Source organism: Flavobacterium sp. NLM (genome assembly GCF_002210235.1).
GTDB classification, from domain to species: domain Bacteria; phylum Bacteroidota; class Bacteroidia; order Flavobacteriales; family Flavobacteriaceae; genus Flavobacterium; species Flavobacterium panici.
In genome coordinates this window covers 1-15,668 of record NZ_LIAC01000005.1, presented here as the reverse complement: position 1 = coordinate 15,668, position 15,668 = coordinate 1, and the positions used below count along the sequence as shown (strand labels likewise).

The 15,668-nt window shown below is 34.9% G+C and carries 9 protein-coding genes and 2 pseudogenes; all 11 read left to right on the top strand.

What is annotated here, in order from left to right:
• Positions 1–33: 33 nt before the first annotated feature.
• Positions 34–1,434 (top strand): NrfD/PsrC family molybdoenzyme membrane anchor subunit, encoded by a 1,401-nt coding sequence (nrfD, locus tag APR43_RS07155; RefSeq protein WP_053474386.1) that lies wholly within the window; start codon positions 34–36, stop codon positions 1,432–1,434.
• On the top strand, positions 1,427–1,951 hold the full coding sequence (locus APR43_RS07150) for a DUF3341 domain-containing protein (RefSeq protein ID WP_025572651.1): 525 nt from the start codon (positions 1,427–1,429) through the stop codon (positions 1,949–1,951). Before nrfD ends, APR43_RS07150 begins: the two co-directional genes overlap by 8 nt.
• An 8-nt stretch (positions 1,952–1,959) precedes the next feature.
• Complete coding sequence (locus APR43_RS07145; RefSeq protein WP_053474385.1) at positions 1,960–2,505, top strand: c-type cytochrome; 546 nt, start codon at positions 1,960–1,962, stop codon at positions 2,503–2,505.
• 27 nt (positions 2,506–2,532) lie between these two features.
• Positions 2,533–3,930: a hypothetical protein gene (locus APR43_RS07140; protein WP_053474384.1), complete on the top strand. Its 1,398-nt coding sequence runs from the start codon at positions 2,533–2,535 to the stop codon at positions 3,928–3,930.
• Between the two features lie 19 nt (positions 3,931–3,949).
• Positions 3,950–5,143 carry a cytochrome c oxidase subunit II gene (locus APR43_RS07135; protein WP_053474383.1) on the top strand — a complete coding sequence of 398 codons (1,194 nt, stop codon included), beginning with the start codon at positions 3,950–3,952 and terminating at the stop codon, positions 5,141–5,143.
• A 30-nt stretch (positions 5,144–5,173) separates the two neighbouring features.
• Entirely contained in the window at positions 5,174–6,976 is a 1,803-nt protein-coding gene (locus APR43_RS07130; RefSeq protein WP_053474382.1) for a cbb3-type cytochrome c oxidase subunit I, read from the top strand.
• A gap of 106 nt (positions 6,977–7,082) precedes the next feature.
• Complete coding sequence (gene ruvB, locus APR43_RS07125; protein WP_053474381.1) at positions 7,083–8,105, top strand: Holliday junction branch migration DNA helicase RuvB; 1,023 nt, start codon at positions 7,083–7,085, stop codon at positions 8,103–8,105.
• A gap of 120 nt (positions 8,106–8,225) precedes the next feature.
• Positions 8,226–8,924: pseudogene (locus tag APR43_RS07120) on the top strand (alpha/beta hydrolase); the annotation flags it as partial.
• 61 nt (positions 8,925–8,985) lie between these two features.
• Positions 8,986–10,332, top strand: coding sequence for a cytochrome P450 (locus tag APR43_RS07115; protein ID WP_053474379.1), 1,347 nt, complete (start codon positions 8,986–8,988; stop codon positions 10,330–10,332).
• Positions 10,329–11,255: a tRNA epoxyqueuosine(34) reductase QueG gene (gene queG / locus APR43_RS07110; protein ID WP_053474378.1), complete on the top strand. Its 927-nt coding sequence runs from the start codon at positions 10,329–10,331 to the stop codon at positions 11,253–11,255. The genes APR43_RS07115 and queG overlap by 4 nt, the downstream gene beginning before the upstream one ends.
• Before the next feature lie 553 nt (positions 11,256–11,808).
• Positions 11,809–15,668: pseudogene (locus APR43_RS07100) on the top strand (DUF11 domain-containing protein); the annotation flags it as partial.

The window sequence follows — 15,668 nt, the reverse complement described above, 5'->3', positions numbered from 1 at the left end:
AAAATTATTAATTAAGAAACAATATAAAGGATTATGTCGTCTCACTACGAAGCACCCATTAGAAAACCTTTAGTTATAGGTGATAAATCATATCATGATGTAACTGTAGATGTGGCAGCGCCTGTTGAAGGACCTGCAAATAAACAATGGTGGATTGTATTTTCAATCGCATTAACAGCCTTCCTTTGGGGGTTAGGCTGTATAATTTACACCGTATCTACCGGAATTGGAACATGGGGATTAAATAAAACAGTTGGTTGGGCTTGGGATATTACTAACTTCGTTTGGTGGGTTGGTATTGGTCACGCTGGAACTTTGATTTCTGCGGTATTATTACTTTTCCGTCAACGTTGGAGAATGGCTATTAACCGTTCTGCAGAAGCAATGACTATCTTCTCAGTAGTTCAAGCAGGTTTATTTCCAATTATTCACATGGGACGTCCATGGTTAGCATACTGGGTTTTACCTATTCCAAATCAATTTGGATCTTTATGGGTAAACTTTAACTCACCATTGCTTTGGGACGTATTCGCAATCTCAACGTATCTTTCAGTATCATTAGTTTTCTGGTGGACTGGTTTATTACCTGACTTTGCAATGCTTCGTGATAGAGCTATAACTCCATTTAATAAAAGAGTTTATTCTATCCTAAGTTTTGGATGGAGTGGAAGAGCAAAAGACTGGCAGCGTTTTGAAGAAGTATCTTTAGTATTAGCTGGTTTAGCTACTCCTCTTGTACTTTCTGTACACACGATTGTATCTATGGACTTTGCTACTTCTGTAATTCCAGGATGGCATACAACAATTTTCCCTCCATACTTCGTTGCTGGAGCGGTATTCTCAGGATTTGCGATGGTAAATACATTGTTGATCGTTATGAGAAAAGTTTCTAACCTTGAAGCATACATTACATTACAGCATATCGAGTTAATGAACATCATTATCATGATTACTGGATCTATAGTAGGTGTAGCTTACATCACTGAGTTATTTGTAGCTTGGTATTCAGGTGTAGAATATGAGCAGTATGCATTCTTAAACAGAGCTACCGGACCTTACTGGTGGGCATATTGGTCGATGATGACTTGTAACGTTTTCTCTCCACAATTTATGTGGTTCAAAAAATTAAGAACAAGTATCATGTTTTCATTTATTATTTCGATCGTTGTAAACATCGGAATGTGGTTTGAAAGATTCGTAATTATTGTTACTTCTTTACATAGAGATTACCTTCCATCTTCTTGGACAATGTTCTCACCAACATTTGTTGATATTGGAATTTTCATTGGAACAATTGGTTTCTTCTTTGTATTGTTTTTATTATACTCTAGAACATTCCCTGTAATTGCTCAGGCAGAGGTAAAAACAATTTTGAAAGGAACAGGAGATAATTACATTAGAGAAAGAGCAAATAAAGATTCACATCATGAGTAATAAAGTAATATACGCCATTTATAATGACGATGATATTTTGATGGATGCAGTAAAGAAAACCAGAGCTGCTCATCATCATATTGAAGAGGTTTTTACTCCATTCCCAGTTCACGGATTGGATAAAGCCATGGGTTTAGCACCAACAAGATTAGCAATTTGTGCTTTCCTATATGGATGTGTTGGTATTTCTGTTGCAACAACAATGATGAGTTATATTATGATTCATGACTGGCCGCAGGATATTGGTGGAAAACCAAGTTTTAGTTTCATTCAGAATATGCCTTCTTTTGTGCCAATTATGTTTGAGATGACTGTATTTTTCGCTGCGCACTTAATGGTAATTACTTTTTATATGAGAAGTAGATTATGGCCATTTAAGCAAGCTGAGAATCCTGATGTAAGAACAACAGATGACCATTTCTTAATGGAAGTTGCTGTAAACGATAACGAAGCAGAACTTGTTTCTTTTTTCGAAGGTACAGGAGCTGTTGAAGTTAAAGTAATTGAAAAGAATTAATTGTAGCTATGAAAAGGATATATAAAATAACACTTTTAGTTGGTATAACTATTTTAGTTTCATCTTGCCACAATAATTCGGCACCAAACTATCAGTATTTCCCAAATATGTATGAATCTGTGGCATATGAGCCATATACAGAGGCAAAAATATTTAAAGGAGACAAAGAAGGACAGCTTCCTGTTGAAGGAACTATTAATAGAGGTTTTGAGCCTTATGAATATGAAAATTCGACTACAGGTTATGAATTGGCAAAAGCTAATTTAAAATCTCCTTTGACTGAAGAAGAAAGAAATTCTGGAAAAGGTAAAGAACTTTTCGAAATTTATTGTATCAGCTGCCATGGTGCTGCTGGTAACGGTAAAGGTAAATTGGTTGAAAGAGAAAAATTTCTTGGAGTACCTAGCTATAAAGACAGAGATATTACTGAAGGAAGTATATTTCACGTTGAAACTTATGGTTTAAATGCAATGGGTTCACACGCAAATCAATTAAGTGCCCACGAACGTTGGTTAGTTGCTGACTATGTTCTAAAACTAAAAAGCCAATTATAATTGTTGAACAAACTGATCGTAATAGATATGTATACATTTTCAAGTAAATTAAAAACTTTTTCTATCATCTTAATGGTTCTTGGACTATTAGGAATTGGGTATGGTTTTTTAAGTGCGCCTAAAGATATTCAAGAAGTTGAAAAAATACTAGCTGCTGAGGCTCATGGAGAACATGGTGCTGCGCATGCGGAATCTGCAGAGGTTTCTCATAAAGAAGCAGGACATCATGAAGCTGCCGCTGAAGCTTCACACGAAGAACACAAAGGTGGAGAGCACGCAAAAGTTGGCGCTGCTGATGAACACACAGAACATTTAAATCACGTATTGCACCAATTGCAAAACAAGCCTTGGTCTGCATTATATGTAGCTTGTATTTTCTTTTTACTGCTTTCTATGGGGGTTTTAGCTTTTTATGCTATTCAACAAGTTGCTCAGGCAGGTTGGTCTCCAGTTTTGTTTAGAGTAATGCAAGGTATTACAGCTTATTTGCCTGCTGGTTCTATCATCTTTTTTATAATCTTAGTTTTATGCGGATTACATTTTAATCATATTTTTGTATGGTTAGGTGAGCATGTTACAGATCCAACTCATGCTGATTATGATGAAATAATTGCGGGTAAATCTGGATATTTAAACTTTCCATTTTGGATTGTTAGAGCTTTTATCTTTTTACTAGGATGGAATTTATACCGTCATTTTTCTAGAAAAAACTGTTTAGCTCAAGACGAAGCTAACGATGATCTTTACTACAAAAAGAACTTTAAGTTATCTGCAGGATTCTTAGTTTTCTTTATTGTTTCTGAATCAATTATGTCTTGGGACTGGATTATGTCATTTGATCCTCACTGGTTCAGTACTTTGTTTGGGTGGTATGTTTTCGCTTCTTTCTTTGTAAGTGGAATTACTTCGATAGCTTTAGTTACAATATATTTAAAATCTAAAGGATATTTAGAATACGTAAATACAAGTCACATTCACGATTTAGCTAAATTTATGTTTGGTATTAGTGTTTTCTGGACTTACTTATGGTTTTCTCAATTCATGTTGATCTGGTATGCTAACATTCCAGAGGAGGTAACTTATTTTGTAACAAGAATTCAATTGTATAACCTGCCTTTCTTTGGTGCAGTTGTTATGAATTTTGTTTTCCCATTATTAATATTAATCAATACTGACTTTAAACGTCTTAGCTGGGTTATTGTTATGGCGGGTGTTGTAATATTATTAGGTCATTATGTTGATTTCTTTAATATGATTATGCCTGGTACAGTTGGAGACAAATGGTTTATTGGAGTTCCTGAAATTGCGTCTATTCTTTTCTTCTTAGGTCTATTTATATTTGTTGTATTTACTGCATTAACTAAGTCACCTTTGCTTGCAAAAAGAAATCCTTTCATTGAAGAAAGTAAACATTTTCATTATTAATATTTAAAGAAGTAAACAGATGACAAGTTTGTTGGTAATTATAGTTTTAGTTTTATTAGCAGTTGCGCTATGGCAATTGACCAAGATATTTGATCTTACTCAAGTAGGATCTTCTTCGGACGATTCTCAAGTTGCATCAGATAATGATAATAACATTCAGGGATATATCATGTTTGGCTTTTTGGCATTCATTTATATATTTACTATTTATGGTTTACTAAAATGGGGTAATTTGGCACTTCATACTCCTGCTTCTGAGCATGGAATTTTAGTAGATAGTTTAATGAATATTACTTGGGTTTTGATCTTTACAGTACAGGTTATTACACAAGGTTTACTATATTGGTTTTCTTTTAAAAATAGAGGACATAAAGATAGAAAAGCATTATTTTTTGCAGATAGTAATAAATTAGAGGCAATCTGGAGTATTATTCCATCTGTAGTTTTAGCATGTTTAATTCTTTACGGATTGTATGCTTGGAATAACATTATGTTTGTTGACAAAGATGAAGATGTAGTCGAAATCGAATTATATGCTCAACAATTTAAATGGACTGCCAGATATGCAGGAAATGATAATGTTTTAGGAAAAGCTAACGTACGTTTAATTGAAGGAATCAACACATTAGGAGTTGATATGTCAGATCCTAATTCTCAAGATGATATTGTAGTTACTGAATTACATATTCCTAAAGGTAAAAAAGTACATTTCAAAATGCGTTCTCAAGACGTTTTACACTCAGCTTACATGCCTCACTTTAGAGCGCAGATGAACTGTGTACCTGGAATGGTTACTGAATTTGCTTTTGTTCCTACTTACACTACTGCAGAGTACAGAGAGTTGCCATTTATGATTGAAAAAGTGGCAAATATCAATAAACTTAGAGCTGAAAAAAGTGTTGAGTTAGTTGCAAAAGGAGGAACAGCTTTAGATCCTTATACATTTGATTATTTATTATTGTGTAATAAAATCTGTGGAGCTTCACACTATAACATGCAAATGAAAGTTGTTGTTGATACTCCGGAAGATTATAAAAAATGGTTAAGTGAAAAAACAACTTTAGCTCAGGATATTAAAGCGGCAGCTGCTGCTGAAAAACCAGCTGAAGGAGTTGAAGGAACTGCTGTAGATACTGCTGCTAAAGTAAAAGATACTGTAAAAGCAGTTATCGATACTGTTAAGGCTGCGGTTGCTAAAGTAGCTATGAAATAATATTATTAAGAAAATTTAAAGTACACATATATGTCAGCAGAAGCGCACGGTCACGATCACGGACACGATCACGAGCACGAACATCATCATAAAGACACGTTCATTACTAAATATATTTTTAGTATTGATCACAAAATGATTGCTAAACAATACTTGATTACTGGTATTGTTATGGGAGTAATTGGTATTGCAATGTCCTTGCTTTTCAGAATGCAATTAGCGTGGCCAGAAGAGTCTTTTAAAATATTCAATGTTTTATTAGGAGATAAATTTGCACCTGACGGTGTTATGGCAAATGATATTTATCTGGCTTTAGTTACAATTCACGGTACCATCATGGTATTCTTTGTACTGACGGCTGGTTTGAGTGGAACTTTTAGTAACTTACTTATTCCACTTCAAATTGGAGCGCGAGATATGGCTTCTGGATTTATGAATATGATTTCATACTGGTTGTTTTTTATATCTGCTGTAGTAATGTTAAGTTCTTTATTTGTTGAAGCTGGACCAGCTTCTGCAGGTTGGACAATTTATCCTCCATTAAGTGCTTTACCACAAGCTATTCCAGGATCTGGAGCAGGTATGACTTTATGGTTAGTTTCAATGGCTATCTTTATTGCATCTTCATTAATGGGATCATTAAACTACATTGTAACTGTTATCAACTTGAGAACTAAAGGAATGTCTATGACTAGACTTCCACTTACAATCTGGACATTTTTCGTAACAGCTATTATTGGTGTTATTTCATTCCCAGTATTATTATCAGCTGCTTTATTATTGATTTTCGATAGAAGTTTTGGTACTTCATTCTTCTTATCTGATATCTATATTGCAGGAGAGGTTTTACACTACCAAGGAGGTTCTCCGGTATTGTTTGAGCACTTATTCTGGTTCTTAGGTCACCCTGAGGTTTATATCGTAATCTTACCAGCGATGGGTCTTGTTTCTGAAATTATGGCTACGAACTCTCGTAAACCAATCTTCGGATACAGAGCGATGATTATGTCAGTTCTTGCAATTGCATTCTTATCAACTATTGTTTGGGGGCATCACATGTTTATCTCTGGTATGAATCCTTTCTTAGGATCTGTATTTACTTTTACAACTTTATTGATTGCAATTCCTTCTGCTGTAAAAGCTTTTAACTGGATTACAACTTTATGGAAAGGTAACTTACAATTTAACCCTGCAATGTTATTCTCTATTGGAATGGTTTCTACTTTCATCACTGGAGGTTTAACTGGAATCATTTTAGGAGATAGTACTTTAGATATTAACGTTCACGATACTTACTTCGTAATTGCTCACTTTCACTTAGTAATGGGTATCTCTGCACTTTACGGAATGTTTGCTGGTATTTACCACTGGTTTCCTAAAATGTACGGAAGAATGTTAAATAAAAACTTAGGTTATATTCACTTTTGGGTAACAGCAGTTTGTGCTTATGGAGTTTTCTTCCCAATGCACTTTATTGGATTAGCAGGTTTACCAAGACGTTACTATACAAATACTAATTTCCCATTATTTGATGATTTGCAAAATGTGAATGTTTTAATTACAACATTTGCTCTTGTAGGTGGAGCGTTCCAGTTAGTATTCTTATACAACTTCTTTAGTAGTATTTTCTACGGTAAGAAAGCAGTTCAAAATCCATGGAAATCTACAACTTTAGAGTGGACAACTCCAGTTGAGCATATTCACGGAAACTGGCCAGGAGAAATTCCTCACGTATATCGTTGGCCGTATGACTATAGTAACCCAAATCACGATGTAGATTTTGTTCCTCAAAATGTACCGATGAAAGAAGGTGAAGAAGTTTTACACCACTAAAAATATCAAAAGACCGTCAGAAATGACGGTCTTTTTTCTTTAGTTAAAGTTTTAATCGTTCAGATTTACTGTTTTACAAACTGATTAGTTTCTATATCTTTGTAGAATGAATGAAAACCTAGATCCTACTACAAAAGGATATAACCCAGAAGAATTAGATCTTGAAAAAAGATTGCGTCCACTGTCATTTGATGATTTTGCCGGTCAGGACCAGGTTTTAGAGAACTTAAAAGTTTTTGTCGCAGCTGCAAATCAGCGTGGTGAGGCACTTGATCATGCTTTGTTTCATGGACCTCCTGGGCTTGGTAAAACAACTTTGGCTAATATTCTTGCAAATGAGCTGGAAGTAGGTATCAAAATTACTTCGGGACCTGTTCTGGATAAACCGGGAGACTTAGCCGGTTTATTGACTAATCTTGATGAAAGAGATGTTTTGTTTATTGATGAGATTCATCGTTTGAGTCCTATTGTGGAAGAATATTTATATTCGGCAATGGAAGATTTCAAAATTGATATCATGATTGAATCCGGTCCAAATGCAAGAACAGTTCAAATCAATCTAAATCCGTTCACCTTAATTGGAGCAACTACCCGTTCTGGATTATTAACAGCTCCAATGAGAGCTCGTTTTGGGATTTCATCACGTTTACAATATTATTCTACAGAACTTTTAACGACTATTGTGGAGAGAAGTGCCGGTATATTAAAAATGCCAATTGATCTTGAAGCAGCAATTGAAATAGCAGGCCGCAGCCGTGGAACACCTCGTATTGCAAATGCATTATTGCGCAGAGTTCGTGATTTTGCACAGATAAAAGGTAATGGGACTATTGATCTTGAAATTGCCAGATATGCACTAAAAGCATTGAATGTAGATGCTCACGGACTTGACGAAATGGATAACAAGATATTACTAACCATTATCAATAAATTTAAAGGAGGGCCTGTTGGACTTTCGACTTTGGCTACTGCAGTATCTGAAAGCAGTGAAACTATTGAAGAAGTTTACGAACCTTTTTTAATTCAGGAAGGATTCATTATGCGTACTCCACGAGGACGTGAAGTTACAGAGAAAGCGTATAAACATTTAGGAAAGGTAAATACAAATATTCAGGGAGGATTATTTTAGACATATCATGAAACATCTCGTTTTATTTTTATTATTTACATATTGCAGTTCTTTTGGTCAGACTAAGTATTTTCCGCATCTTGCTTATGGAAATCGTCGCAGCAAGTTTTAGATCTATACCTCCCGAATGGGGATTTAAAAGATGTACCTATTGTTATACTTCTTCATGGAGGAGCTTGGTCAATGGGCGGACTTGAGTATACGAGTAAACATGCTCAGGATATTTGTAATAAAGGATTTGTTGTTGCGAATGTCGATTATCGTTATGTAAGTGACAATATTTCTGCTAAAGATTTACTAGCAGATATCGATGCAGCTGTTGCTTATGTTTCAGAAGCTTCAAACAAATATGGTTATGCAAAGAAAGGTTATCATATTGTTGGAATTAGTGCTGGTGCTCATTTAGCACTATTATATGGTTATACTAAAAAGAACATGAAATCTATAGCAGCACTTTGTGCACCATCAAGGTTAGATTCTTCTGAAGCCGTAGATTTTATGAGAAAGAATGGTCATCTGGACATTATCGAAAAACTGGCAGGAACTAAAATTGAAAATGGAGCTAATCCTGCATTAATTAAAATAAGCCCTTTTAATACTATTTCAAATATACCAACATTACTGATTCATGGTGATGCAGATAATTTGGTTAATGTCAGCCAATCTCAAAATCTTTACGATGAATTAAAAAGGAAAGGAGTAGAGACGAAATTGATAATTAGAGAAGGTAAAGGTCATGATGTTGGAATGAATACACCTGAAACTGAAATTCAGAATATTATTGATATTACAGAATGGATTATACAGTACAATAAATAGATTGATAATCAAAAAATATAAAGATCAATATTCAAGGTGAATTATTTTAATTCTATTCAAAATGTCTGAAAATATAAAATATATTTACCCTAATAAATTATCGATACTCAGATTTTTTAAAGATGCTGAAGGTGTTCGTAAAAATCCGATTCCTTTTCATAAGAGATATTTTGAGAGATTCGGTGATTCTTTTTCTATTAGAATTGGTTCTTCAAAATATATAATCTTGTCAAGAGATAATGAAATTGCACAGTATATTTTAGTTAAAAACCAGAAGAACTATCATAAGTCTAAATTTCAATCTGTATATCTTTCTAAGTATTTAGGAAAAGGGCTTTTAACCAGCGACGGCGATTTTTGGCTGAAACAAAGACGGCTTATTCAACCGGCTTTTCATAAACAAAAGATGAATCAGCTTGTAGCTAATATGAATAAAATTATTAGTTTAGAATTAGATAGTTTGACAGAGGATAAACCCGTTGATCTTTTTCCTGTAATGAGTGATCTGGCATTTAATGTTGTGGCCAAATCTCTATTTCAGCTTTCAACTGCCGAAAATAAATTTCACCGAATTAAATTTATAATTGAAGAAGTTCAGAATTTTTTAATTAAAGAAATTAGACTTCCGCATAAGGCATGGTGGTTTTCATTGAGTGGTCAGGTAAAGAAACATCTCATGCTGGCTGAAGAGAACAATAGGATTATTCAGGAAATCATTGAAGAAAGAAAAACTTCAAAAGAAGAAATAAATGATTTATTAAACATGCTTTTGGAAACAAGATATGAAGATACTGGTGAAAGTATGTCTATTGAACAATTGGTTGATGAAATTAAGGTTTTGTTTATCGCAGGACATGAAACAACTGCAAATGCTTTAACATTTACGCTTCATCTTTTAGGCAGAAACCCAGAAGTGCAGCAAAAAATATTTGATGAAATCATTGAGATTGAGTCGCAAACTGAAAACGTTATTGAACAGCTTCAAAAAATGACATATACCAATGCCGTTTTGAACGAATCTATGCGTTTATATCCACCAGCCTGGATTACAGACAGGCAGAATATTGAGGATGATTCTCTGGCTCAATTCAAAATTAAAAAGGGTACATTAATTGGAGTTTCTTTTTATGAATTGCATCGAAATCCTAAATATTGGAATAATCCGGATGAATTTATTCCGGAAAGATTCCTTGGTGAGCAAAAAAAGGAGTCCATGCAATATTTTTATCCATTTGGTGCCGGACCAAGAATGTGCATTGGAACTGGATTTGCCATTTACGAAATGTGTTTAGCGATCTCTCAAATTGTTAAAAAATATGTCATTAAATCGAATAATGATGTCATTCAATTTAACCCGCTAATTACTTTAAAACCTGTTAACGTCGAAGTTTCATTTTCTAAAAGATGAGTATCAATTCAAAAGAAACATATTCAAAATTTATAAAAGAGGAGGCCAAAAGGTTAGGGTTTATTTCTTGTGGTATATCTAAAGCAGGCTTTTTAGAACAAGAAGCGCCCCGGCTTGAGAAATGGCTGAATAACAATCATAATGGCCAAATGGCTTATATGGCGAACCATTTTGATAAACGCCTGGATCCAACTTTGTTAGTTGATAATGGCAAAAGTGTGGTTTCTTTATTGTTGAATTATTTCCCATCGGAATCTCAAAATGATAATAGTTTTAAGATTTCTAAATATGCCTATGGACAGGATTATCACTTCGTTATAAAAGAAAAATTAAAAGAACTTCTTTATTCGATTCAAGAGAATATAGGTGAAGTTTCCGGTCGTGCCTTTGTTGATTCTGCACCGGTTTTAGATAAGGCCTGGGCGTCAAAAAGCGGCTTAGGCTGGATTGGAAAAAACAGTAATTTAATAACTCAAAAGGTAGGTTCTTTTTACTTCATAGCAGAACTTATCCTTGATCTTGATTTAGAATATGACCATGCCGTTACAGACCATTGTGGTTCTTGTACTGCTTGTATTGATGCTTGTCCTACACAGGCAATTCTTGCACCCTATATTGTAGATGGAAGCAAGTGTATTTCTTATTATACTATTGAACTAAAAGAAAATATCCCAAATGATATGCATGGAAAATTTGATGATTGGATGTTTGGCTGTGATACCTGCCAGGATGTTTGTCCATGGAATCGATTTTCAAAGCCGCATTCGGAACCTCTTTTTAATCCTAATCCGGATTTAATTTCTTTCTCTAAAAAAGATTGGGCAGAAATAACTGAAGAAACTTTCCAAAAAGTTTTTAAAAATTCACCTATTAAGAGAACAAAATTTGATGGACTTAAGCGAAATATTAAATTTCTTGAGTAAAGTCTAAATAGGAATATTTCAATACAATTTTCTCCGATTTTTCATTTTACAGAATTAATTGTAACTATTTGATAATTAGATTCTTGATCTTTTTGTAATCGATTTAATTTTTTTGCCTTTGTAGGATAATGTTGCGTATTTTTCGTTTAAATTAAAAAATATTAATTTTTCATTAAAAAATTAAGAAATTTCTGTTGTTTCATTGTTAAATTACTATGTTTATTGACTTGTTAAAGTTAATTTATCTCGATGAAATGTGTATTTCAACGTTTTTCTGGGTAGTTTGTCGAGTAATGTGGCTAGTATTGAGGTGTTTATATACTTTCGCAGCACCAAATCTACTAATTTAATCCAAAGACGACTATGTGTCTTGAACCTGAAACAATTATGGTCCAAACGCTTTCCAATTATTTTTATGATTTTGAAAAATATTTTTTCAAAAATCAAAAAACCAATCCTTTCAATTTATCGTATCTGCTAAATAATCTGAAAATCAATTTTTGGTATTCAGTTTCTATACTATCTATTACACAAATTAATACTGAGTTTGTCTATGCGTAACTTTACTTTTAACTGGTTTAAGTTTTCCAAACCAAATTTTCTTGTTTTATTCTTTTTACTACTTAGCTATACTGTTTCTGCTCAATTTTACACGAAACATTATATCGCGCCGGCACCTTGGCAATATTTTAGTAAAGCAAATGAAATTGTTATTGCAACAAATTCTACTACTACTGTAAATATTACGCTAAGTAAGAGTGATGGTACTTTAGAAACAACTTTAACCACGGTAAAAGGAGCTCCAGCGGTCTACAGATTTAAGCTTTATTCGAAAGATCTTCCAATGAATCCTCTAAATACGGTAATTTCAGGGGCGGGATTGATCATAACAAGTGATGGACCAACGTCTGTAAACATGCGAAATGTTGCTTCTGATGACTATGTTAATGGGGAAAACGTTGATGCAAACCTAAAGGGAAATGCGGCATTGACCAGTTTTGGTGATGCTGGTGTAGGGGTACGTTTTAGAGTAGGATATTATAGAGATGGTACATTAGGAAATTTTAGCGGTTTAGGAGATCAACGTCCAATTTATAGTATTATGGCAACTGCTAATAATACAACTGTAAAAATTAATAATGCTGTTGCAGCTACATTAAATGCAGGGCAAAGTTATTTGTTTAAAGCAGCTATAGGAACATTGGTTGAGTCTTCAAGTCCTGCTGTGATGAATACTTCAGCGGCGATAGATATGCCGGGTGGCTGTGGAGATGGGGCTTTTAATCAGGTTCCGCCTGAATCAGTTTTAGGAACGGAGTACTTTATTGAAAGAGGAAAAGGAAATGATACTGCAGAACAAACTACTGTAGTTGCTACAAAAGACAATACAGCTTTAACAATAGATACTTATTCAACAACAGGAGCATTAGTTGGTACAACTAACGTTACTTTGGCAACAGCGGGGAGTTTTTATACTTTTCAGAATGGTGTGTCGAATACAAGTTTTTCTGCATCGCGTGTTTTTGCAGATAAGAAAATTGTTGTGTATTCAGGTACAGCACAATCTTGTGAGGTTGATATTTCGACAATTGCGCCAGTATCAGAATGCGGCGGATCTAACTTTATAGAAACAGCAAAGTTTAGAAATTATGGTACTGGATCGTTACCATATTTTGGATATATACTTTTAAGAAGTGCTACAGATGTCGTAACTGTAAATGGAACTAATATTGAGACTATAAGTGGTATTACAGCCCGTCATCAATTAGGAACTACAGGCTGGTATTTGATTAATTTTGAAGATACTCAAATAGGAAGCCCAAATGTTCTTTCTATTTCAAGTGCGGCAAAATTAACGGTTTCAATTGTACAGCAAGGAGGAGGATTCTCGATGGCAGGGTTTTTCTCTAATTTTGCGGTTCAGCCAGAAGATCCAACCATGACTTATATTTCTGGTGGAGGATGTACTAATAATAAAGCAGAATTGACAACGCCAGCTGGTTTTGCACCTTATCAATGGTATTATAATGGTACCGCAATAGCAGGAGCTAATTCTTCAACCTATACAGCAACAAAAACAGGAGCATATTCTGTAGCTTCAACTTTAACTTGTGGAGCTCAAACACAGTCAAAACCTGTTAGTGTTACTTTATGTACTGATTTAGGAATTACAAAAACAGTTGATAATGCGACACCGTGTTTAGGATCAACTGTAGAATTTACTGTTAAAGTAAGCAATTTAGGAGGTAATAATGTTTCAGGGGTTTCGGTAAATGATTTGCTTCCTTCAGGCTATACTTATGTAAGTTCAACGCCATCAGTAGGTGTTTATGATTCGGCAAGCGGTAGTTGGAGTATTGGAGATGTAGATGCTCAAATATCTGTAACCTTAAAAATTACTGCAACAATAAATACAACAGGTAATTATACAAATACTGCCTCGTTACCAGCATCAATAGATACTAATACGGCAAACAATTCAGCTAGTGCTGCAGTAACTCCAAAGACATCTAATCTTATTATTACTAACCCTGCTGCAATTTGCGCACCTGCTACGGTTGATTTAACAGCTCCGGCAGTTACAGCAGGAAGTACTCCAAATATGACACTTTCATATTGGACAGATTCAGCTGCATCTACTGCTTATCCAACACCAAGTGCTGTTACTGCTTCGGCAACTTATTATATAAAAGCAGTTTCTGCTGATGGATGTCAGTTTATAAAGCCGGTAGTGGTAACAATTAACGCGAAAGCAAATTCAGCTACAATTACAGCAAGTGGTTCTACTACATGTGCAACAGGAAGTGTTGTATTAACATCATCTGGTGGTTCAGGTACTTATTTATGGTCAACGGGAGAAACAACGAAAAGCATTACAGTTACTGCGAATGGAAGTTATACTGTTAGAAGAATAAATGCTGCAGGCTGTCCTGGTGACATTTCTGCGGCAACAGTAGTAACTTTTGTACCTGCAGCACCAACAGCTTCTTCGCAGACATTTTGCTCTTCTGAGAATAAAAAGGTTAGTGATTTAGTGGCTACAGGTACCAATTTGAAATGGTATAGTGCGAGCACTGGCGGAACAGCTCTTCCGACAACTCAGACATTAGCAACTGGAAATTATTTTGCAAGCCAGACTGTAAGCGGATGTGAGAGTACAAGAACTCAGGTAGCTGTAACTATTAATACGATATCTTCGGCTCCGGTTGCTTCTTCTCAGACTTTTTGTTCTTCTGATAATAAAAAGGTAAGCGATTTAGTAGCTACTGGAACTAATTTACAATGGTACAGTGCTTCTTCAGGCGGTACTGCCCTTCCTACAAATCAAACTTTGGCTACAGGAAATTATTATGTAAGCCAAACTGCTAATAGTTGTGGAGAAAGTGCAAGAACGTTAGTAGCGGTAACGATAGATACTCCACCATCTGCACCAACAGCATCTTCACAAACATTTTGTGCAACTGATGCTAAAAAAGTTAGTGATTTAGTGGCAACAGGAACAAATTTAAAATGGTATAGCGCAAATAGCGGAGGTACACTTTATAATGGAACTGAAACATTAACAACAGGAAATTACTATGTAAGTCAGACTACTAATAGTTGTGGAGAGAGTGCAAGAAGGTTAGTGGCAGTTACAGTAAATAATACAGCTGCACCTACAGCATCTTCACAAACATTTTGTGCAATTGATGCTAAAAAAGTAAGCGATCTGGCAGCGACTGGAACCAGCTTAAAATGGTACAGTGCTTCAACAGGAGGAACTTTATATACAGGTACAGAAACATTAACATCAGGTAATTATTATGTGAGTCAGACTCTAAACAGTTGTGAGAGTACAAGAACTTTAGTAACAGTTACAGTTAATAATACGGCTGCACCAACAGCATCTTCTCAAACATTCTGTGTAGCAGATGCTAAAAAAGTTAGCGATTTAGTTGCAACAGGAACTAATTTAAAATGGTACAGTGCATCAACAGGTGGAACATTATATACAGGAACAGAAACATTAACATCAGCAAATTATTATGTAAGCCAGACTTTAACTGGATGTGAAAGTGCTAGAACGCTAGTGTCAGTAACAGTAAATCCAACACCATCTGCACCAACTATTACAGCAGGTGGTCCAACAACTTTTTGTTCTGGTGGAAGTGTTACTTTAACTTCTAGCGGAGGAAACAGTTATTTATGGTCAACAGGAGCAACAACACAGTCTATTACTGTATCTGCTTCGGGAACTTATAGTGTAAGAATAGCGAATGCTTCAGGATGTCAAAGTCCAGCTTCAACTGCTACGACAGTAACAGTAAATGCTATACCTGCAGTTCCGACATTAAGTGCTGTAACCCAGCCTACATGTTCAACAGCAACAGGAAGTTTTACAATATCAAACTACAGTGCTTCTAACACTTATGC